Origin of the sequence: Pseudomonas sp. CCC3.1, from assembly GCF_034347405.1 — a bacterium.
GTDB lineage: Bacteria > Pseudomonadota > Gammaproteobacteria > Pseudomonadales > Pseudomonadaceae > Aquipseudomonas.
In genome coordinates this window covers 186680-208377 of record NZ_CP133778.1, presented here as the reverse complement: position 1 = coordinate 208377, position 21698 = coordinate 186680, and the positions used below count along the sequence as shown (strand labels likewise).

21 protein-coding genes and 1 pseudogene are annotated in these 21698 nt (G+C 58.4%); 7 read left to right on the top strand and 15 right to left on the bottom strand.

All coding sequences use genetic code 11. The features are described from left to right. The first annotated feature begins 14 nt into the window (after positions 1–14). Positions 15–1346 (top strand): MFS transporter, encoded by a 1332-nt coding sequence (locus RHM56_RS01025; RefSeq protein WP_322237692.1) that lies wholly within the window; start codon positions 15–17, stop codon positions 1344–1346. A gap of 105 nt (positions 1347–1451) precedes the next feature. Here RHM56_RS01025 and RHM56_RS01020 read toward each other — a convergent pair whose 3' ends face one another. The 3 genes from RHM56_RS01020 to RHM56_RS01010 all read right to left on the bottom strand — a co-directional run bounded on the left by RHM56_RS01020 (position 1452) and on the right by RHM56_RS01010 (position 4091). Continuing rightward, entirely contained in the window at positions 1452–2339 is an 888-nt protein-coding gene (locus tag RHM56_RS01020) for a DMT family transporter (protein ID WP_322237689.1), read from the bottom strand. 36 nt (positions 2340–2375) lie between these two features. Further along, complete coding sequence (locus RHM56_RS01015) at positions 2376–3203, bottom strand: sugar phosphate isomerase/epimerase (protein WP_322237686.1); 828 nt, start codon at positions 3201–3203, stop codon at positions 2376–2378. Positions 3204–3311: 108 nt separating this feature from the next. Continuing rightward, entirely contained in the window at positions 3312–4091 is a 780-nt protein-coding gene (locus RHM56_RS01010) for an IclR family transcriptional regulator (RefSeq protein WP_322237683.1), read from the bottom strand. Between the two features lie 158 nt (positions 4092–4249). Between RHM56_RS01010 and RHM56_RS01005 the strand changes: the two genes are divergently transcribed. Then, positions 4250–5968: an FAD-dependent oxidoreductase gene (locus RHM56_RS01005; protein WP_322237680.1), complete on the top strand. Its 1719-nt coding sequence runs from the start codon at positions 4250–4252 to the stop codon at positions 5966–5968. 54 nt (positions 5969–6022) lie between these two features. On the opposite strand, the gene pcaG is transcribed toward RHM56_RS01005, so the two are convergent. From pcaG to RHM56_RS00985, 4 genes and pseudogenes are all read right to left on the bottom strand, one after another. Then, positions 6023–6628 carry a protocatechuate 3,4-dioxygenase subunit alpha gene (gene pcaG, locus RHM56_RS01000; RefSeq protein ID WP_322237677.1) on the bottom strand — a complete coding sequence of 202 codons (606 nt, stop codon included), beginning with the start codon at positions 6626–6628 and terminating at the stop codon, positions 6023–6025. 11 nt (positions 6629–6639) lie between these two features. Then, positions 6640–7359: a protocatechuate 3,4-dioxygenase subunit beta gene (pcaH, locus tag RHM56_RS00995; protein WP_322237674.1), complete on the bottom strand. Its 720-nt coding sequence runs from the start codon at positions 7357–7359 to the stop codon at positions 6640–6642. Positions 7360–7452: 93 nt separating this feature from the next. Next, the gene (gene pcaQ, locus RHM56_RS00990) at positions 7453–8382 is read right to left on the bottom strand and encodes a pca operon transcription factor PcaQ (protein WP_322237671.1); all 930 of its coding nucleotides are present in this window, start codon (positions 8380–8382) and stop codon (positions 7453–7455) included. A 31-nt stretch (positions 8383–8413) separates the two neighbouring features. Then, positions 8414–9377: pseudogene (locus RHM56_RS00985) on the bottom strand (PDDEXK nuclease domain-containing protein). A 300-nt stretch (positions 9378–9677) separates the two neighbouring features. On the opposite strand from RHM56_RS00985, the gene RHM56_RS00980 reads away from it, so the two are divergent. Further along, positions 9678–10568 carry a neutral zinc metallopeptidase gene (locus tag RHM56_RS00980; RefSeq protein ID WP_322237668.1) on the top strand — a complete coding sequence of 297 codons (891 nt, stop codon included), beginning with the start codon at positions 9678–9680 and terminating at the stop codon, positions 10566–10568. Then, positions 10569–11552, top strand: a complete 984-nt coding sequence (locus RHM56_RS00975; protein ID WP_322237665.1) for an alpha/beta hydrolase — start codon at positions 10569–10571, stop codon at positions 11550–11552. A gap of 88 nt (positions 11553–11640) precedes the next feature. Here the strand turns inward: RHM56_RS00975 and RHM56_RS00970 are convergent, their stop codons facing one another. The 3 genes from RHM56_RS00970 to RHM56_RS00960 form a co-directional block, all read right to left on the bottom strand. After that, the gene (locus RHM56_RS00970; protein WP_322237662.1) at positions 11641–12231 is read right to left on the bottom strand and encodes an HAD family hydrolase; all 591 of its coding nucleotides are present in this window, start codon (positions 12229–12231) and stop codon (positions 11641–11643) included. Further along, on the bottom strand, positions 12228–13097 hold the full coding sequence (gene tesB, locus RHM56_RS00965) for an acyl-CoA thioesterase II (RefSeq protein ID WP_322237660.1): 870 nt from the start codon (positions 13095–13097) through the stop codon (positions 12228–12230). The genes RHM56_RS00970 and tesB overlap by 4 nt, the downstream gene beginning before the upstream one ends. Before the next feature lie 100 nt (positions 13098–13197). Further along, on the bottom strand, positions 13198–13767 hold the full coding sequence (locus tag RHM56_RS00960; RefSeq protein WP_322237657.1) for a GNAT family N-acetyltransferase: 570 nt from the start codon (positions 13765–13767) through the stop codon (positions 13198–13200). A 90-nt stretch (positions 13768–13857) separates the two neighbouring features. Between RHM56_RS00960 and RHM56_RS00955 the strand changes: the two genes are divergently transcribed. Beyond that, entirely contained in the window at positions 13858–14778 is a 921-nt protein-coding gene (locus RHM56_RS00955) for a histone deacetylase (protein ID WP_322237654.1), read from the top strand. Between the two features lie 239 nt (positions 14779–15017). Beyond that, positions 15018–16256: a TIGR03862 family flavoprotein gene (locus RHM56_RS00950; RefSeq protein WP_322237651.1), complete on the top strand. Its 1239-nt coding sequence runs from the start codon at positions 15018–15020 to the stop codon at positions 16254–16256. A 69-nt stretch (positions 16257–16325) separates the two neighbouring features. On the opposite strand, the gene RHM56_RS00945 is transcribed toward RHM56_RS00950, so the two are convergent. The 5 genes from RHM56_RS00945 to RHM56_RS00925 all read right to left on the bottom strand — a co-directional run bounded on the left by RHM56_RS00945 (position 16326) and on the right by RHM56_RS00925 (position 20782). Beyond that, a complete protein-coding gene (locus RHM56_RS00945; RefSeq protein ID WP_322237648.1) occupies positions 16326–17663 on the bottom strand; it encodes a DEAD/DEAH box helicase in 1338 nt (445 codons plus the stop codon). 67 nt (positions 17664–17730) lie between these two features. Beyond that, positions 17731–18621 carry a drug/metabolite exporter YedA gene (gene yedA / locus RHM56_RS00940; protein ID WP_322237645.1) on the bottom strand — a complete coding sequence of 297 codons (891 nt, stop codon included), beginning with the start codon at positions 18619–18621 and terminating at the stop codon, positions 17731–17733. Positions 18622–18835: 214 nt separating this feature from the next. Continuing rightward, positions 18836–19447 carry a 3'-5' exonuclease gene (locus RHM56_RS00935; protein ID WP_322237642.1) on the bottom strand — a complete coding sequence of 204 codons (612 nt, stop codon included), beginning with the start codon at positions 19445–19447 and terminating at the stop codon, positions 18836–18838. A gap of 27 nt (positions 19448–19474) precedes the next feature. Then, entirely contained in the window at positions 19475–19951 is a 477-nt protein-coding gene (locus RHM56_RS00930) for an NYN domain-containing protein (RefSeq protein ID WP_322237640.1), read from the bottom strand. Positions 19952–20077: 126 nt separating this feature from the next. After that, positions 20078–20782 carry a DUF2076 domain-containing protein gene (locus tag RHM56_RS00925; protein ID WP_322237637.1) on the bottom strand — a complete coding sequence of 235 codons (705 nt, stop codon included), beginning with the start codon at positions 20780–20782 and terminating at the stop codon, positions 20078–20080. 175 nt (positions 20783–20957) lie between these two features. Between RHM56_RS00925 and RHM56_RS00920 the strand changes: the two genes are divergently transcribed. Then, positions 20958–21617 carry a YciC family protein gene (locus tag RHM56_RS00920; protein WP_322237635.1) on the top strand — a complete coding sequence of 220 codons (660 nt, stop codon included), beginning with the start codon at positions 20958–20960 and terminating at the stop codon, positions 21615–21617. The last annotated feature ends 81 nt before the right edge of the window (positions 21618–21698 follow it).

Sequence of the window (21698 nt, the reverse complement as noted above, 5' to 3'; positions counted from 1 at the left end):
ACGGGTAAATAACCATGACCCCTTCTCAATCTGCACGCGTCAATGCTGCCCAAGCCACCCCAGGTGCCGGTCTCGGTGACCGGATGCGCAGCGCCATGGCCATTGGTAAAACCCGCTGGGGCATGCTCGCCCTGGTGTTTTTCGCGACCACGCTGAACTACATCGACCGCGCCGCGTTGGGCGTGATGCAACCGATTCTGGCCAAGGAAATGAGCTGGACGGCGATGGACTACGCCAACATCAACTTCTGGTTTCAGGTGGGCTACGCGATTGGCTTCGTCCTGCAAGGCCGCCTGATCGACCGGATCGGCGTCAAGCGCGTGTTCTTCTGTGCCGTCTTGCTGTGGAGTCTGGCAACGGGTGCGCACGGCCTGGCCACCTCGGCTGTCGGCTTTATGATCTGCCGCTTTATTCTCGGGCTGACCGAGGCGGCCAATTACCCAGCCTGCGTGAAAACCACACGCCTGTGGTTCCCGGCCAGCGAACGCGCCGTGGCCAGCGGCATCTTCAACGCCGGGACCAACGTGGGCGCCATGTTCACGCCCATGCTGCTGCCGTTGGTATTGCATGTGTGGGGCTGGCAGGCTGCGTTTTTGTGCATGGCTTCATTGGGCGGTATCTGGCTGATCTTCTGGGGGCTGAAATACTACAACCCGGAACAGCATCCGACCGTGACCAAAGAAGAACTGGAGTACATCCAGAGCGAGCAGGAGCCAGAACACAAGCAGGTGTCCTTCGCCACCATTCTGAAAATGCGCGGTACGTGGGCCTTCGCACTGTCCTACTCGATGACAGCTCCCGTGTTTTGGTTCTACCTGTATTGGCTGCCGCCTTATCTGAACCAGCAATACAACCTGGGCATTAGCGTGACGCAAATGGGCATCCCGCTGATCATCATTTACCTCACCGCCGACTTCGGCAGCGTGGGCGGCGGGATTTTGTCTTCCGTGCTGATCAGCCGTGGCATGGCGGCAGTCAAGGCACGCCTGGTGTCGATGCTGTTGTGCGCAATCTGCATCATCGGTGTGGTGATGGCGGCGGGTTCCAGCCAACTGTGGGTTGCCGTGGGCGCCATCGCGCTGGCCCTCGGGGCGCATCAGGCCTGGACAGCCAACGTGTGGAGCATGGTGATGGACTACACGCCTAAACACATGATGGGCACGGTGTTCGGTTTTGGCGGCATGTGCGCGGCCATCGGCGGGATGTTCATGACTCAGTTCGTGGGGTATGTGCTGACCGTCACCAACAACAATTACACCCTGCTGTTCACCATGATTCCGGCGATGTACTTCATTGCGCTGACGTGGATGTACTTCATGGCACCGCGAAAAATCCCACAGGTTTGAGTTCAGTCTGGAACGCTCAAATAGCCCCTCTCATTCAGGAGAGGGGTGCTTCATCAAGATCAAAAGATCGCGAGGCAAGCTCGCTCCTACAGGGTGTGTTGTTACTCAAACCGCCTTTTTCTTGCGCTGTTGCCAAGCCGCCGCCAACCCGCTGATGCAGACAATCGCAATGCCGATCCGTGATGTCAGGTCAGGCGTGTGGTTGAACAGCAGCCAGCCCAGCAGGCCGGAAAACACAATCTGGCAGTAACTGAAAGGCGCCAACAATGCCGGGGCGGCCAGCCGGAACGACTGTGTGAGGAGCAAATGCGCGGTCATGCCCAGGGAGCCCAGTGCGAGCATTTCAAGACCATGCACAAACGTGGGCGTCTGCCAGAAGAACGGTACCAGCGCACTCAGCACCAAGGCGTTAAATAACCCGGCAAAGAAGTTACTGGTGGTCGGCGTATCGTACAGGCTGAGTTTGCGCGTCAGGATCTGGTAGCAACTGAAACACAGCGCTGCCGCCATCGGCAGCAAGACGGCCGGGGTAAACAACTCGCCTCCCGGATGGATGATCACCACCACCCCGATAAATCCGAAGCTCACCGCGATCCACTGACCCCGCGTGACTTTTTCGCCAAGCAACGGCCCGGACAGGGCCGCCACCAACAACGGCGCCAAAAAGTTAACCGCGGTGTTTTCTGCCAACGGGATGTACAGCAGGCCAAAGGTAAAAAACAGCCCGGACCCTAGCAGACAAATCGCCCGATACACCTGCAGCAACGGGCGCTTGCTGCGTAACACCCGCAACCCCGATTGCGGCAAGAAGTAGCTGGCCATCAGCAGGGTGTGCACCATATAGCGCGCCCACACCACCATCACCACCGGGTACAAACCACTCAAGTACTTGGACAACGCATCGTGGCTGGAGAACAACGCGGTGGCTGTCACTATCAGCAAAATGCCCTTGAGCGGCTGGTTAACGCCTGAGAGTGGCGTAGGCAATGTCATCGAACACCTCGTGTGCAGCAATGAACTGATAGTGGGCTAAACCTGCACTACAAGCTGGCGCAAAAGCGCTCGGGTTTTATCTATAGCCAATTGCGCCCGCTGCTCGGCGCTGACGCCCTGAGCCAATAACTGCACACAAGGCACCTCCAGGCTAAGCGGTATATCGGCAGGCATGCATTTCAACAACCCGAGCAAGTCACAGTCCCCGTCTCCTGGAAAACGCCGTTCATTGCGCGCCTGACGCAGTATTTCCTGCATGTCATCAGGCCTTGGCCCGGCGACATCACACAGCTGCATATACCGCAGCCGCGACGGTGGGACGCGCGCGAGCTCTTCGAGACTGGACCCCGAACGATTGAAATGGAAGGCATCCACCAGCACGCAGCCATTCTCACGTCCGGCGTTCTCGACAATGCGCAGCGCCTGCGACAGATCCCGCGCATCGGTCCAGGGCATGAATTCAAGGTGCGGATGAATGCCGTACGCCAGGCTCAAATCACACAACGCGGCAAAGTTATCGGCCTGTCGCTGTTCATCCGGATCGTTACCCGCGACCAGCAACTCGGTTGCGCCAAATTCAGCACCCAAGGCCAGGATTGTGGCGAAGTCTGACACGCGGGTCTGCGGTTTAAGGCGAAGAATTTCGATATCGAGCACTTTGATCCCGGTATCACGCAGGTGTTTTTGCGTTTTCCTACGTAGATCCGCATCACTGACCAACGGGAAGTGATGCTCTTCAGGCGTTGATGGCTCCAAACGCAGGCCAACATGGCTATAGCCGGTACGGGCTGCTATTTCGACCATTTCAACGGGCGAGACTTCCAGCACGGTCAAAGCAGCCAGAGAAAAAGAATGTGAACTCACAATGCAGAGATCCTCTTATAAGATTTATGGAATCGCAGAATTCACACAATTTAGAATCGAGTTCCACATTCATGCAAGTCAATTTAACCGACGGGTTAAAATTCTTCGTCACACCGCAAACAACTCGGACGCCTGACACGCCACTGACAACTCATCAGCAAAGCGCAGCAACACCGGTGCCAGTTGATGCAAACGCTCTTGCGGCAGACGCGCACTAGGTCCGGCCACACTCAGAACACCGATCACGCGCTGATCCAGCGGGCTGCGCACCACGGCCGCGATGGCCGACGTGCCGACCGCCGAGCTTTCTTGCACACAGGCATAGCCACGCTCACGGGCGATGCGCAGCAGTTCCAGCAACTGGGCATTGGATTGAGGGGCGTTCGGGCCTACGTCGTCAGGGGCTTCAATGCCTTGACGCTCGACCTGCGCCAGCGCGAGGGCATCGCTCATGCTCGCCAGCCAGGCATGCCCAGACGCGGTGTAATACAACGGCGCATCGCGGCCCATGTCAGGGTCAAACCGCAGGCCCGAACGGGCGCCCTGAGATTTGGCGATCCAGGTCAACCGCTCCCCATCGACAACCCCAAGGCGCACCAGTTCGCCGGTCTCTTGTGCAAGCCGGTCGAGGATGGGCTGCACGATGTCAGCCCCACTGCTGGCCAGGTATTGAAAACCCATGGCGACCAGCTTGGTCGACAGGTGATAACGACTGCTTTCAGCGTTTTGCCGCACATAGCCGAGGCGAACCAGTTCGGCGAGCAAGCGGTGCGTCGCACTTTTAGGAATGCTCAACTGCTCGGCCAACGTCTGCATTGGTACGCCACGAGGCTCACGGGTAAGGCTTTCGAGCACATTGAAGACTCGTTCGATCTGACTACCAGCCATACAGGGCCCTCGCAAAATATGAGTGATTCTAAAAGGTAATCCTCAAAACGCAAAAGCTGGAACTCAAAAACAAGGTAATGGTTGTCGTTTAAACGCTAAAACTCTATATTTTGGAATCTAGTTCCAAAATAACAATTTCACCACCGGAGCCTCAAAAAATGACTGCTGCCTCTCACCCCAGCACTCTCGACTGTGATGTGCTGATCGTCGGTTCGGGCGCCGCAGGGCTGGCCGCCGCAGTGACGGCCGCCTGGCATGGGCAAAAGGTCATCGTGGTCGAAAAAGATCCGGTATTCGGTGGCGCCACCGCCTGGTCTGGCGGCTGGGCATGGGTACCCTGCAACCCGCTGGCCAAACGCGCCGGGATCGTTGAGGACGTGGAATTGCCGCGCACCTACCTCAAGCACGAATTGGGCGAGCGCTACGAGCCGGCGATGATTGATGCTTTTCTTGAGGCCGGACCGCACATGGTGGCGTTCTTCGAACAGCACACCCGCTTGCAATTTGCCGATGGCAACGCAATTGCCGACATCCACGGCGATACGCCGGGGGCCGGAACCGGAGGGCGCTCAGTGATCGCCGCGCCCTACAACGGCCGTGAGGTCGGCAAGCTGCTCAAGCGTCTGCGCAAGACAATGCGCGAAACCTCCTTTATGGGCATGCCGATCATGGCGGGGCCTGACCTGGCTGCCTTTCTCAATCTCACCCGCTCGCTGCCAGCCGCCTGGCACGTGACCCAACGTTTTACTCGCCACCTCATGGACCTCGCCCTGCGGGGCCGGGCTCTGCAATTGGTCAATGGCGTTGCATTGGTCGCGCGGCTGGCCAAGTCAGCGGAAGACTTGGGCGTGCTGTTATGGGAGTCGGCTCCGGTGACGCAGTTAATCCAGGATGAAGCGGGCGTCACGGGGGCCGTGGTCAAGACAGCACAGGGCGAGATACAAATCCGCGCCCGCAAGGCCGTGGTGCTGGCAGCTGGCGGGTTTGCCAATGACATTGAACGGCGCAAGGCGCTGTTTCCACGCACGCCGACCGGGCACGAGCATCTGGCCCTGCCGCCGCTGGGCGCCAGCGGTGATGGTCTAACGCTGGGAGAAAGTGCTGGCGGCTGGGTCAACAGCGACATGCAGTCGCCTGTGGCCTGGGCGCCGGTGTCGCGCGTCCCGTACAGCGACGGCAGCATCGGGCACTTCCCGCACATCATTGAGCGCGGCAAACCGGGGATCATTGGCGTGTTGAGCAACGGCCAGCGCTTCGTCAATGAAGCCAACGGCTATTACGATTACGTCACCGCCATGGTGGAAAAAGCGCCAGCCAATGGGCCGGTCGCTTCGTGGCTGATTTGCACGCATGATTTCCAGCGCCGTTACGGGCTCGGTATTTCGCGGCCTTTTCCTATCCCTGTGGGGCCGTTTGTCCAGTCCGGCTACCTGAAAAGTGCCTACACCCTTGAAGGCCTGGCACGCGCCTGCGGCATTGATGCCAAAGGTTTGCAAACCACTGTGGACAACTACAACCACCACGCTCAAACAGGCCAGGACCCGCAATTCGGGCGCGGCTCCACCCCGTACAATCGCAAACAAGGCGACCCGTTGCATCAGCCCAACCCTTGCGTGGCGCCCATCACACAAGGCCCGTTTTACGCAGTCAAGGTCGAACCCGGCTGTTTCGGTACCTTTGCCGGGCTCAAAACCAACGAGCATGCACAAGTGCTGAACACAGCAGGTCAGGCGATCAAGGGGTTGTATGCCGCTGGAACAGACATGGCCAGCATCATGGGCGGGTACTACCCCGCAGGAGGAATAAATCTTGGCCCAGCACTGACGTTTGGCTACATCGCCGGGCGACACATTGCAGGCATCACACACTACGAGTGAGCCCGCCAACACGTCTGCGGGAGCTGGCCAGCCAGGCTCCCACAGCTTCAGCGATTAAAAATCGAAGAACACCGTTTCGTTGCCACCTTGAATGTAGATGTCAAACCGATAGGCCGGCTTGCCATTCACTTCGCAGCGCTGGGCGATCAGGGTTTCACGGCGTTGCGGCTGCTCGATCAAGTTGAGCACCGGGCATTTAGCGTTGGCTTCAGGCTCGTCGCTGAAGTACAGACGCGTTTGCAGATGAATGTTGATGCCTCGGGCAAACAGCGACACGTTGATGTGCGGCGCCATCGGCACGCCCGCGGCGTTTTTCACCACGCCGGGTTTGATGGTGCTGAGTGTCCATTCACCCGCATCAAACGTGGTCGCCGTCCGGCCAAAACTGTTGAAGGCTTTCTCACTGTCAAAGTCTTCGTCGTAGACCCCTTCGTGGTTGGCTTGCCACAGCTCCAGGAAGGAGTCGCGCACCAGGTGGCCATTGCCATCATAGACATTGCCGAGCAGCAGAATGTGCTCGCCCTCAGCGCCAGGCTTGGCCATCTCGCTCCAGATTTCTTCTGGACGCGACGGGTTACCCGCGGCGGCCAGCGCCAACCCGATATGCACGTAAGGGCCGGCCGTTTGCGATGGAGTTTCCGGTAGCAGTTCGATAGGCATGACGAGGCTCCTCAGCAGTTTTCGAAGTGAGTCTTGCGCTGACCGCGCAGCACGATGTCAAAGCGATACGCCAGGCAATCCATCGGATTGGCAGCGCCCATGTCCAACCGCGCAATCAGGCTTTGTACGGCCTCAGGGCTGGCAATCGACTTGACGATCGGGCACATCGGGATCAACGGATCGCCTTCGAAATACAACTGGGTAATCAGGCGCGTGGCAATCGAAGGGCCACTGATGGACACGTGAATATGCGCCGGGCGCCAGTCATTGGGGCCGTTGCGCCACGGGTAAGGGCCCGGTTTGACGGTACGGAAACTGTAATAGCCCTGGCTGTCGGTGAGTGTGCGGCCCACGCCACCAAAGTTGGGGTCCAGCGGCGCCAGGTAGCGGTCATTCTTGTGGCGATAACGGCCACCGGCGTTGGCTTGCCAGATTTCGACCAAGGTGTGCGGGATCGGCTTGCCGTATTGGTCGCACACGCGGCCCGAGAGCAGGATCCGCTCGCCCACCGGCAAGCCGCCATTGTTGAAGTTCAGCAACAGGTCGTTGTCGAACTTGCCGAATCTGAGGTGAGAAAAATCGGGGCCGCTGGTTTCGCTGACCGATTGCGGGATGCTCACCAGCGCCTGGCGCGGGGAACGGGCAATCGAGGTTTTGTAGTCAGGGGTCAGGGCTTTAGGGTGCCAGTTGCGATCACGGATGATAAAGCGCCGGCTGTCTGCATCAGACATGTCGATCTCCTGTTGTTTTTATAAAGGCGCCAGTTTCAGACAACAGAAGATCAAGGACTACTGAAAAGGACGCCTTAACACATAACCAAATGGTTATGGATAGACCCCTTCGCCATACGCTTGCCCCAACTCACGCAACACCTCAACGCAACCTTGGGCCGCCACCGACATCGGCACATGGGCGTTGCTGCAAATGCCAATCGAGCCGCCTGGTTCACGCTGGCCGAGGTCGATTTCTTGCAGCTCGCCGCTTGCCAGATCAAGGCGCACCGCATCCAGAGGCGCGATCCAGACCGCATTGTTACGCAGCACATAGCGCCGACTCACCGTCACCGACAAGGTTTCCAGACGTTGGCGCGACTGACTGATGCCGCACTGCACAAACAAACTGTCGGCAAACGTGCGGATGGTGGTGTTGGCCAGCGGCAGCACCAGTGGATAACGTTCCAACTGGCTGCGATCCAGCGGGCCCTGCAACAACGGATGACCCGGGCGCACGACCAGCGTCATCGATTCGCTGTACAGATGTTCAAAATTCATGCCCTGTATTTCTGGGCTGTCCGTCATGCGTCCCACCACCAGATCGACGTCGCCGACACGCAACTGCGACAACAAATACGCACTCGGCCCGGTCACGATACTCACCACCAGCGCCGAATGGCGGGCGTGCAAGCGGCTCACCAACTCGGGCACCAGCAGGCTTTCAACGGTGGACAACACCCCCAACCGGACCGTACCACCTGAATACTCACCCCCGCGCAACGCATTGACCCCTTCGCGCAACGCCTGCACCGACGGCGTTGCATAACGCAGGAAAGCCACCCCGGCCTCGGTCAGGCTGACCCCGCTTTTACTGCGTACAAACAGAGTGACCGTCAGCAGTTCTTCCAACTCTTTGAGGGTTTTTGACATCGCTGGCTGGCTGACCGCCAACACATCCGCCGCCCGCGCCAAACTGCCCTGGCGTGCCATTTCCAAAAAGCACACCAAGTGGCGATATTTGATGCGGGTATCGATATTCACAGGGCTAACAGCTCCAAGGCAGATAAGGGCGTCACGCGTCGTCGACGGGAACGTTTTGCAGATAAAACTCGTGCAGCTTGGCGAGCAGCAGTTTTTTGTCCGGCAAACGCGTCTGATACTCAGCGATCAATGCCGGGGACAACGAGCGATTGAGCGCGTATTCAACCACTTCATCATTTTTACTGGCGCACAGTAAAACACCAATGGCCGGGTTTTCGTGGGGCTTGCGATGGTCGCGGTCGAGAGCCTCCAGGTAAAAATTGAGTTTACCCAAGTGTTCGGGCTCAAAACGCCCGACCTTAAGTTCAATCGCGACCAGACAATTTAAACCTCGGTGAAATAGAACCAGATCCACTGCAAAATCTCGATCACCCACCTGTAGCGGATACTCAGAACCGACAAAGCAGAAGTCATTGCCCAGCTCCGTCAGAAACTCTTTTAAACGCCCCAACAAACCTAGATGCAAACCCGACTCGCTATGGCCTTTGGGTAATTGGAGAAACTCCACGTAATAAGCGTCTTTAAAAACATTAGCGACGCCTTCAACACGTTCCTTTAATGCAGGCGAGAGCTTGGCAGGATTAACAAGCGTTCGCTCAAACAAGGCACTTTGCAGTTGGCGACCCAGCTCACGACTAGACCACCTCTGTTCGATTGCCATGCGCATGTAAAACTCACGCTGCTGCGGCATTTGGCATTGGCTCAGCAACATCAAGTGATGAGTCCAGGGCATTTGTGTCAGCAGTGCTGACACTAAGTTTTCATCCGTTTTGTAGGTTTCATAAAATTGGCGCATGCGGAATAAATTTCGACGAGTGAACCCCCCTGAGCCCAGGCTGAGTACTCGCAATATGGGCTGCCAATTGTTCGACGACAGAGTCCCCCCATTCAGCCAGTGCAAGCTTTTGACTGATAAAGGCGCCGACTTGCCAATAGAGCCCAATCAAGTGTGCATTCACCGCCAGAGCAGAACTCTGTTGAGCACTTCTGATCATTTTCACCACGTGAGCAAAACCCGTGGTCACGATCTGGTCTGTACTTTCTGGGCAATTATTTCTCACTAAAAAAAACCTCGAGGCAGAACAAAAAATGGGATGCCCACCCTACGTCCCAATCCCCTCTTCGTAAGTCAGCGCCCGCCTACAAACAGCCGCTGCTACGTGTAGGCCTCCTCTGTGAACCCGCCCTGCTAACTGCCACACTGCCGTCCAATTCAACAAACGTCTGACAGCCGGGCTGGCGGAGTGCCTACTCAGCAGCAACACTTATCAACAGGACTTAATGAGGATTCTTCCATGCTGTGGAAAAAAGGCCGACGTAGCGACAACGTGGAAGACGTGCGCGATCAAAGCGGTGGTGGTGGGGGCATGCGCTTTGGCGGCGGCAAAGGCTTAAGCCTGATGGCGGTGGTGGTGATTGTGGGCTTTGGTCTGTTGACCGGGCAGGAGCCGATGCAAATCCTCGAACAACTCGGGAGCCAGCTCACGGATCAACCGGCACAACAAACCACTCAGCGAACCGGGCATCCGATTCCAGCCGCCGACCAGCAAGCGGAATTTGTACGCGCGATTTTGGGAGACACCGAGGACACGTGGCGTCAGATTTTTCAGCAGTCAGGCCGCACCTATAAAGACCCTACGCTGGTGTTGTTTCGCGGCCAGGTGAATTCAGCCTGCGGCTCTGCTACGGCCGCCAGCGGGCCGTTCTATTGCCCGGCGAACCAGCGGGTTTACCTGGACATGTCGTTTTTCCAGGAAATGGCTCAACGTTTCAGAGCGTCGGGTGAATTCGCCCAAGCCTATGTGATCGCCCATGAAGTGGGGCATCACGTGCAGACGCTGTTGGGGCTGTCGTCAAAAATGCAGATGGCACGCGCACAAGGCAAGCAAATGGAAGGCGATGGCGGGCTGCTGGTGCGCCAAGAGTTGCAAGCTGACTGTTACGCCGGCGTGTGGGCGAACAATGCACAAAAACGCTTGAACTGGCTGGAACCCGGTGACATCGAATCCGCTCTAACGGCTGCGAACGCCATTGGCGATGACCGCTTGCAGCAGCAAAGTCAGGGCCGAGTAGTGCCGGACTCGTTTACCCACGGCACGTCTGAACAACGTGTGCGTTGGTTCAAGACCGGGTTTGAACAAGGCGACATCAAGCAATGCGACACTTTTTCGGCACCGAGGCTCTAAATGGCGAAACGTTTGATTGCAGTGTTGGGGTTATTGGCGGCGTGCACCGCGCTACAGGCAGCAGAGCACGGGGTTAAGGAACTGAGCCCCGACCATCTGAAAATCGGCCGCGGCGAGTTGCGTGTCGGGTTGAGTCAAGACTGGAATCATCCACAACCCAACGTGCAACGTGCGCTGATTGTGATTCACGGGCGCTTGCGCAATGCCCAGACCTACTTGCACAGCGCCGAGCAAGCCGCGACGCAGGCTGGGCAGTTATCCACAACGCTGATCATCGCGCCGCAGTTTCTGAATGAGAGCGATGGCGGCCGCCATGCTCTGCCTGACAATGTGCTGCGCTGGCACGCCAATGACTGGATGGCAGGCGAGCCCGCCTTGGGCCAGACGCCCGTGAGTTCGTATGCCGCGCTGGATCAGATTCTTGAGCGTCTGAGCGACCGCAAACGTTTCCCTGACTTGCGCGAAGTGGTAATTGCCGGGCATTCCGGCGGGGCGCAAGTGGTGCAGCGCTACGCCTTGACCACTGAGGCCGACAAAGCGCTGGAAAGCGAAGGCATCAAGGTGCGCTACGTGATCGCCAACCCATCGTCCTATGCGTACTTCAACGCGCAACGCCCGGTGGCAGGGTTTGACCCGGCGACGTGTCCTGGCTTCAATACCTGGAAATACGGGCTCAAGGGCTTGCCTGCCTACGCAGAAGGGCAGAAACACCACGCGCTTGAGCAACACTACGTGGGCCGCGACATTACCTATTTGCTCGGGGCCAAAGACACCGACCCCAACCATCCGGCACTGGATAAAAGCTGCGAAGCCGAAGCCCAGGGCGCTTATCGCTTGATACGCGGGCATAACTACTTTGACTACTTAAGCCAACGTCATCCGCAAGGGCTTAATCAGCGCTTGGTTGAGGTGCCTGGCGTTGGGCACAACGGCGATCAGATGTTCACTTCGCCAGAGGGGCAAAAGGCACTGTTCGGGAAGTGATCAATCCGTGTAGGAGCGAGCTTGCCTCGCGATCTTTTGATCGTTTAAAAGATCGCGAGGCAAGCTCGCTCCTACAGGGGGCGCGGTGTCAACTCACCATCCGTTGCAGTTCGCGGCAATCTCTGGCGTGCCAGTCGGTCAATTCCGGCCACGGGTTTTCCGGGACGTTGACCAGCACGGTTTTGCTGCCTGCCGCCCGGCCACACTCCAGGTCAAAGCGGTAATCACCCACCATCACCATGCTATCCGGGGTCACACCCCATGCCTGCGCCAGTTGCAACAGGCCGTCCGGGTCGGGTTTATGCGCGGCATTCTCACGGCCCAAGACGTCCTGTGGGGCAAAGCATTCACACAAGCCAATGGCCTTGAGCGTGATATGTGCCAGCTCCTGGGCATTGCGGGTCAGTATGCCGAGGCGATAACCACGGGCAGCCAGCTCGCGTACCAGTTCGACAGCACCGGCCGCAGGCGTCGAAGCCAACGCCAACTCACGCTCGTGCTCCAGCAACCAGGCGTGCTTGGCGGCCGCCTCATCAGCGGGCAAGCCATTGAGGTGGGTCAGGATGTCGTCTTCGGCCGGAATGCCCAGCGCCTGACGAATCGCGGCAAAGTCATGCACAGCGATGGTCAGGGTGCCGTCCATGTCGAATACCCAGTGATTGATGTCCTTGAGCGTCATGCCCAATCCTTGCGGTGGCGGATCAAACCTTCCTGAGTCACCGACGCGACCAGTTTGCCAGCGCGGTTGTAGACGCTGCCACGGGAAAATCCGCGAGAATTTCCGGCCCATGGGCTGTCCATGGCGTAGAGCAACCAGTCGTCGGTGCGCAGCTCACCGTGGAACCACAGCGCGTGGTCCAGGCTGGCGACCTGCATGTCTTTTTGCCACACGCCTTTGCCATGGGGCAGCAGCGAGGTGGTCAACAAACCAAAGTCCGAGGCGTAGGCCAGCAGGTATTTGTGCAGGGCCAGGTTGTCGGGCAAGGTGCCATCGGCGCGGAACCACACGTACTTGATCGGATCGCTCACCGCAGGGTTGAACGGATCTTCACCCACCACAGGACGCACTTCGATGGGCTTGGCGCACAGCAGCTTTTCACGCATCGACTCAGGGATCAGGTGCGCACTCTGGCGGATCATATCCAGTTCGGATGGCAGGTTTTCCGGCCCCACCACATCAGGCATAGCCGTTTGATGCTCAAAGCCGCCCTCGTCGTATTGAAACGAAGCGCTGCTGGTGAAAATCGGCTGGCCCTTCTGGATCGCGGTCACCCGGCGCGTGCTGAAACTGCCGCCGTCACGCACCCGATCAACCTGATACACCACGGGCAGGCTGGCATCGCCCGGACGCAAAAAATAGCCGTGCATCGAGTGCACGTGGCGAGCATCTTCAACGGTCTGGCTCATGGCCGACAATGATTGCCCAAGCACCTGACCGCCGAACAGCTGACGAAAGCCCAAATCCTGACTGCTGCCACGAAAGAGGTTTTCTTCAATCGGTTCCAGGGTCAGTAAGTTGACCAGATCATCCAACACTTGGCTCATTCAGACTCTCCTCACACAGAGCAATGCCGTCGTAATCTTCGCTACGTCGGCCAACAAAATTTTGGCATCGCCCCAAACGCAAGGTTCGAAAACGGCCTGTTTAACCGTGCAACGTTTTCAGCCACTGTGCCCGCGAAATGCGATACAGCACATGCGGCCTTAGTGGATGGTGTTCAGCCAGCACGGGATGTTCGAAATTTCCTTCGAGGTCTCGATGCATGCCGATCGCTTCCATGACCTTTTGCGAAGGTAGATTCGACTCGCTGGTAAACGACACCACCTGATCCAGCGCCAAGCGATCAAACGCACAACGCAGCGCCGTCCAGGCCGCTTCACTGGCGTACCCGAGCCCCCAATGTTCTCGCGCCAGCCGCCAGCCTATTTCAACCGCCGGGGTGAACGCAGCGGCAAAACTGACATTCATCAGCCCAGTAAAGCCAATAAAGGCCCCAGTGTCCTTATGCTCCAGCGCCCACATCCCGTAGCCGTACTCAGCAAAATGGCCACGAAACCGGCCTATCAATGCAGCGCTTTCAAGACGGCTCAAGAGCGCAGGAAAATAACGCATCACCTGCGGGTCGGCGCACATGGCCGCGAACTCTGGCAAATCGGTGTCACGCCATGGACGCATGCGCAACCGGGAGCTTTGCAGCTCTTGAATCTGGTCCATCAGGCCTCTCCATGTGTTACCGGGCTTTTCGCATGTCGGGCAGTGTACAGCGCTGTTAATATCCAGCGCTCGTTCCTACGTTAAATCCCTATGCCAGTACCGCTGATTTACCACGAAGATTACAGCCCGGAGTTCCCGCCGGAGCATCGCTTTCCGATGGACAAGTTTCGCCTGTTGCGCGATCACCTGGTCGAGACCGGGCTGACCCGTGACGCCGACTTGTTGCGCCCTGAATTGTGCCCTGTGGATATCCTCGCGCTGGCCCATGATCGCGCCTATATCGAGCGTTACATGGCGGGCGAACTGGCCCGTGAAGATCAACGCCGTTTGGGCCTGCCCTGGAGCGAAGCCCTTGCGCGGCGGACCATTCGCGCAGTGGGCGGCTCGTTGCTCGCCGCCGAGCAGGCGCTGGCACATGGGCTGGCCTGCCACTTGGCTGGCGGCACCCATCACGCGCACTACGATCACCCGGCCGGTTTTTGCATCTTCAACGACCTGGCCGTGATCAGCCGCTACTTGCTGGAAAGTGGCCGGGTGAACCGCGTGCTGATTTTCGACTGCGATGTGCACCAAGGTGATGGCACCGCGCGGATTCTTGAGCAGACGCCTGATGCAATTACCGTCTCCCTGCACTGCGAAAAGAATTTTCCGGCACGTAAAGCGCAAAGCGACTGGGACATAGGCCTGCCGATGGGCATGGGAGATGCCGAGTATTTGCAGGTTGTCGACGAAGCACTGAATTATCTATTGCCGCTGTATCAACCCGACCTGGTGCTGTACGACGCCGGGGTCGATGTGCACAAAGACGACGCACTTGGTTATTTAAAGCTGACCGATGCCGGTGTGGCCGCGCGGGACGAGAGCGTGATGCGTCATTGTCTGGGCCGCGACATACCGGTGGTCGGGGTGATTGGTGGCGGCTACAGCAAAGACCGCAAGGCCTTGGCGCGGCGGCATGGGATCTTGCACCACAGCGCGCAAAAGGTCTGGTTGTCATCAGGGTGTCACTGAAGCGTGAGCTTTTTACCCACAATGCCTGTGGAACTGCCTGTGGATAACCTGAGCGAAAGCCCTTGCAGGCCACAGCGCACAAGGCCTGCAAGAAGCTGTACATTTTTCGTACAGCCCTGATTGCCGTAGGAGCGAGCTTACCTCGCGATCTTTTGATCGTTTAAAAGATCGCGAGGCAAGCTCGCTCCTACAGGGTTTAGTAGAATGCGCGACTTATTTCGCCGATTTGCAGCCTTGCCATGACTCAGTCCACGACCTCCCCTTCCCCTCACGTCGACATTATTGGCGGCGGCCCCGCCGGTTTGATGGCCGCCGAAGTGCTGAGCCAGGCGGGTGTGCAGGTTGATCTGTATGACGGCATGCCGTCGGTGGGGCGCAAGTTTTTACTGGCAGGCGTCGGCGGCATGAACATCACTCACTCCGAGGCGTACCCGGCCTTTTTGTCACGCTACGCCGAACGAGCGCCGAACATGGCACCCCTGCTGCGGGCTTTTGATGCCGACGCTTTGTGCGAGTGGATTCATGAGCTAGGCATCCAAACCTTTGTCGGCAGTTCCGGTAGGGTGTTCCCTACCGACATGAAGGCAGCCCCCTTGCTGCGCGCCTGGCTCAAGCGTTTGCGCGAATCGGGTGTCGTTATCCACACCCGCCATCGCTGGTTGGGTTGGCAAGCGGACGGTCAGTTGCGCATCGACAGCCCCGAAGGCGAGAAACAGCTCAAGCCAGAGGCGGTGTTGTTGGCGTTGGGCGGCGGCAGTTGGGCGCGTCTGGGGTCCGATGGGGCGTGGATGCCGTGGCTGGCTGAGCGCGGGGTCGAACTGGCGCCCTTGCAGCCGAGCAATTGCGGGTTTGATGTCACGGCCTGGAGCGACGTGCTGCGCAGCAAGTTCGCCGGAGCACCGCTCAAGAACATCGCCATCGCGCTGGAACACAGCACGCCGCGCTTGGGCGAGTGCGTGATCACCGCCAGCGGCATTGAAGGCAGTTTGATTTATGCCTGGTCTGCGCCGATTCGCGAAACGATCAACCAGCACGGCGCTGCCACGATTCTGATCGATCTGTTGCCCAACAAGCCTGTGGATAAAGTAGCCGCGGCGCTGGCCAAGCCACGCGGCTCACGCTCCATGAGCAAACACTTACACAGCCAACTGGGCCTGGACGGCGTGAAAGCGGCATTGTTGCGCGAACTGGCCCCGGCAGAAGCCTTCAACGATCCGGCGCGACTGGCCAAAGCGATTAAAGCGTTGCCACTGACACTGACCCAAGCGCGCCCCTTGGACGAAGCCATCAGCAGCGCGGGCGGCGTGCGGTTTGAGGCGTTGGATGAAAACCTGATGCTCAAGGCGTTGCCGGGGGTGTTCTGCGCAGGCGAGATGCTGGATTGGGAAGCCCCCACCGGCGGCTATTTGCTCACGGGCTGTTTTGCCAGCGGGCGGGCGGCAGGGCTGGGCATTTTAAGCTGGCTACAAACCCCGTAGGAGCGAGCTTGCCTCGCGATCTTTTGATCTTAAAGATCGCGAGCAAGCTGGCTCCTGCAAGGTTTGGTTTTAAGGCTTGCGCTTGCGCGGGCCAGTGTTGAAGACCGGCACTTTGCGCACCGGCTTGACCGACGGCTCTGCCGGGGCCGCTTCGCCGCTGTCCACCCACTTGCCGAGGTTGCGCTTGCCACCACCGCCTGAGGTTTTAGGCTTTTTCGGTTTCTTCGGCTTTTTGATCACCTGACCCGATGCGTCGGTTTCCGGCACGCGGTGCTCGGGTTCGAAGTCTTGCTCTTCGTGGCGCGGCAAGGTCTGACGCGTGAGCATCTCAATCGCCGACAACATGTTCACTTCATCGGCACAGACCAGCGAAATGGCTTCGCCTTTCTGCCCGGCACGGCCGGTACGACCAATGCGGTGAATGTAGTCTTCAGCCACGATGGGCAAATCGAAGTTGACCACCAGTGGCAGGTCTTCAATGTCCAGCCCACGCGCCGCTACGTCGGTGGCGACCAGAATCTGCACTTCGCTGGCCTTGAAGCGATCCAGCGCACGTTGGCGCGTGGCTTGTGGCTTGTCGCCATGAATGCCGTCAGCGTTGACGCCCAATGCTTGCAGCTTGCCCACCAACTCATCCACACCGTTACGGGTTTTGGCGAATACCAGAACCTGCTTCCAGTGCTGGGTGCGCAACAAGTGCAGAAACAGCTCTGGCTTACGCTTTTTGTCGACCGGGATGACCCATTGCTTGACGCTGCTGGCCGCCACGTTACGCGGGCTGACTTCGATGCTCAGCGGGTTGTCGAGCATCTGCTCGGCCAACAGGCGGATCGCGTCAGAGAACGTGGCCGAGAACAGCAGGGTCTGACGTTTTTTCGGCAATGCACGATAAATGTCACGCAGCTCTTCGGAAAAACCGAGGTCAAGCATGCGGTCTGCTTCGTCCAGAATCAGGGTTTGCAGTTGGTTGAACTTGATCGCCTTCTGGCGATACAGATCGAGCAAACGGCCTGGCGTGGCGACCAGCACATCAACACCTTTGCGCATTTTCATCATTTGCGGGTTGATGCTGACGCCGCCGTACACCGCATACGTGCTCAACGGCAAGTGCTCGGCGTACTGGCGAATGCTCTCGTGAACCTGTTCGGCCAACTCGCGGGTCGGCACCAGAACCAGCGCGCGTACCGAGTTGCTGGCAACGGTCGGGCCTTCCATGGTCAGCGATTGCAACAACGGCAGGGCAAAGCCGCCGGTTTTGCCGGTGCCGGTCTGGGCCGCCGCCATCAGGTCGCGGCCAGCCAGCACTGCGGGAATCGCTTGGGCCTGAACCGGGGTTGGGGTCTTGTAGCCGAGCGTCTCAAGGGCGCGCAGCAAGGGTTCGATCAGGCCAAGTGTGGCGAATGTCATGGGAATACCGTCGAAAAAGGTCAGCGCGGGTGTGCATACGTTGCAATGGCGCGCAGTTTACCCTAATTCAATCGGTTTTCTGCTTGCGCCACTGCGGCAACCCGATCAACACCACGGCGCTGATGATGACGGCCATCGCCGCGCACTCTTCAACACCAATGGTCTCGCCCGCAAAAGCGATGCCCAGCATCACCGCCACGGCCGGGTTGACGTAGGCATAGCTGGTGGCGGCGGCTGGGCGCACGTTTTTGAGCAGGTACATGTAGGCGCTGAAGGCGATGATCGAACCGAAGAACACCAGATACAGCAGCGCGCCCCAACCGGCAGCGGTTGGCATGTAGGTCATGCGCTCGCCACTTAAAAAGCTGCCCAGCAGCAGCATCACGCCAGCACAGAGCATTTCAGCAGCGCTGGCCATTGGCCCGGCGGGCAGCGGCAAATGGCGGCTCCACACCGAGCCGAAGGCCCAGGCCGCAGCGGCAAACAAAATCATCGCAGCGCCCAGCGGGCTGGCTTGCAGGTTGGAACCGAGGTTGAGCATGCCAATCCCGATCAGGCCGAGGACGATCCCGGCCCATTCCAGACGGGTATTGCGCGCGCCCCAGAAGTAGCCAAACAACAAGGTAAACAACGGCACGGTGGCCACGGCCAGCGCGGCCACGCCCGACGCCACGCCCGAATGCTCGGCCAGGGTCACGCCGCCATTCCCGCAGGCCAGTAACAGAAAACCAATCATGGCTGCCGAACGCCACTGCACCGGCGTCGGTGCAGGCGCACCGCGCCAGCGCATAAAGCCGTACATCAACATGCCTGCCACGAGGAACCGCACCCCGGCCATCATCAACGGCGGCCACGACTCAATGCCAATGCGGATCACCAGATAGGTCGACCCCCAAATCACGTACAACGCAAAAAAAGCACCGATCAGTTGCAACGGGAAACGACGTGCGGCAGACATGGAGGCAGCTCGGAAGGCAAAGGCAGGGGACTGGAAATACTAGACAAAAGGTGGAGAAATAATAAGTAACAGAATGCACCAAAAGTGACCGTACACTTTCTTGAACCCTGCCACCTGACTGTAGGAGCGAGCTTGCTCGCGATCTTTTGATCGTTTAAAAGATCGCGAGCAATCGAGCGTCGACCGGCTCTTCCCACAAGGTGGATTGGTCGTTTTAAAACCCGCGATAACGCTTCAAATGGTCGTTTATTTTCGCCGCAGGGACTTTTTGCAAACTGCACAGCAGGTCGTGACTGAGCTCTTTCAAGCCGTGTTTTTGCCGCAATTGCAGGGCCAGATAGGCCGTGAGGTTGGCCGCCATTTCAGCATCGGCCATGGCCCGGTGAGCCTGACCCGTGTGGGGCAAATCGGCAAAGGTGGTGAGGGTGCCCAGTTTGTGGTTGGGCGCCGCTGGCATCAAACGTCGCGCCAGCAACAACGAACAGGCAAAGTTCTGCAAACGGGTGCGTTTGATGCGCCCCATCTCGTAATCCCAGAACTTTTGGTCAAAGGACGCGTTATGCGCCACCAGCGGGGTGATGCCCACGAACTCGTTGACCTCGTTCATCACCTGCTCTGCTGACGGCGCGGTGCGCAGCATGGCGTTGCTGATGCCGGTCAGTTGTTCGATAAACCCCGGCACCCGCACGCCTGCGTTCATCAGGCTTTGGTAACGCTCGACGATGCGCCCCTGCTCAAGAATCACCACTGCAATTTCAGTGGCCCGGCAACTGCTGCTCGGCGAGAGCCCGGTGGTTTCAAAGTCAATGACCGCGATACGTTCCAAACCTGATCAATCCTGTAGAAAGTGGGGTTACTTAAGCAGCAAGGTGCCTTCAATCGGCACGTAGCGAGTGGCTGCGCGAATCAATGAGTTGGCCGTCAGGCCGGGCACGCCGTAGGCCACGGTTTCAACTCCGTGCTTGTTGGCAATGCGTTCAAGCAGCAGATCAAAGTCACCGTCGCCCGAGGCCAGCACCACTTCATCCACGTTGGCGGCCGAATCCATGATGTCGATGGTGATGCCCACGTCCCAGTCGCCTTTGGCCGAGCCATCGCTGCGCTGGATGTAGGGTTTGAGTTTTACCGTGAAGCCGAGGTTGCGCAGGATCTGCTGAAACTGCTGCTGTTTGCTGTCGCCCCGATCAATCGCATAGGCGTAGGCCTCGACAATTTCCCCGCGCTTACTGATATCAGCCCACAACGCGGCGTAATTGAAATGGCAGCCATAGGCCTGGCGAACCGTGTAATAGAGGTTCTGCACATCCGCGAAGACCGCAATTTTTTTCACCGGCAAACCTCATGATGCCCAGGCAGCGGGCACGTGGCTGAAAAACAAGGCCGCAGTATGCCAGCCTGCCGAGGGTTTGCGCGGATAAACCGCCCAGCGTGCCGTTACACGCCGGGCGATGAGGGATCAGACGAAGGAGTCGTCGTCATCAGAAAAGAAGCTGTTGTCGTCGTCATAGCCGACGTCTTCAATGCCAGACCGATCGTTGCTGGCAAATTGCTGGTTGTCATTGCCCCAGCCATTGTTGCTGGTGGGCGTCGGCTCTTCGATGATTTCTTCAACCACTTGTGGCTGTTGATGATGGCTAAACAAGCTACTGATGCCTTGCGCCAGCATCACGCCACCGGCCACACCCGCGGCCGTTTTTAAGGCGCCGCCGAGAAAGCCGCTGCCCGCCGCAGCAGGAGCAGCCGCTTGTGGCGCCGCGTACGCAGGCGCGGGGGCTGGCGGTGGTGCAGAAGGACCATCGCGCCAGCCGCCCGAGCTTGGCGGGGCGCTGAAAGTTTGTGCGGGGGCCGGGGCTGGCGCGCGGGTGCCGCCACCGAACATGTTCGACAAAAAGCTGCCTCCCGAAGCAGCAGGTGCCGGCGCGGCTGCGGCGCGGGCGTGTTCCAGTTCGGCTTGCAGTTGTTTGTTCTGCTGGTCGAGCTGCTTGATGGCGGCTTCTTGCACCAGAATTGCCTGGGTCATGAAGTAAGGCGCCAAAGGCTGGCGCGCGATGTGTTCGTTGATCAGCGCCTGCGCTTGAGCGTCTCGCGGGGCCGCCTCTCTCTCAGCCTGCTGCAACCGGCTAAATAGCCCATCAATCAGGGTTTGCTCTTCGCTGTGCATGACGACCTCGTTCGATTGTCGAAAAACCTGCTCACTGCGCAATACAGTAGGCACTCAAACGTTATGGGGACGTTACGAGAAGTTTCAACAGGCCTTACCGAGCGTTTACATTTGCTCAGCATCGCGTGTCATCGGTTAAAGTGGCACACCGCTTTTTGACAGCTGATACCCAACAATGAATCCGCTCACCGTTCTTCGTGACTCCTTGTATTTTTTCCGGCTCAACCTGGGCCAGATCATAACGCTGTGTTTGCCGCTGGTGATTCTTGAAGCCGTGTTGCAGTACGTCGTCGACAGCGCCGTGGGGCCCGACGCCTCGCAAGGTTACGGCCTGATTGTCGGTTTGCTGGTGTATCCGTTGTACACCGGGGCGCTGATTTTGTTTCTTGATGCCCGCAGCCGAAGTGAAAGCCCGACCAACCAAGAGGTACTGGCGCGAGCACTCAGCCTGTGGCCCAAGTTCGCCTTGCTCGCGGCCATCAGCACGTTATTGATTGTGCTCGGGCTTTCGATGTTCATTGCTCCCGGTATTTATCTGACAGTCGTGCTCGCCTTTTCGGAATACAACCTGGTGCTGCGCCGCGAGCCGCCGCTGATGGCGATCAAGTCGAGCCTGAAGATGAGCCGAGGCCATTTCTGGCGTATTTTTGTCTGCATCCTGGCCGTCATGGGACCGTTGATGGTACTCAAGGAGTTGAGTTTTTCGCTGGTGCCCAAAGATGAGAGTGCGCTGATATCTATCGCACTGGAGAGCGCCAACAGTTTTCTGCAATTGTTTCTCTCCGTCGTCCTGTTCCGACTATTTATGTTAATTAACGAGAAGTCCGACTCATAACTAGGAAAACTTCCTACGCGGAGAACCTTGGGGTGCCGTACGGCCGTCAGGTATGCTCGGCAATTCCCTAGCCCCCTCATA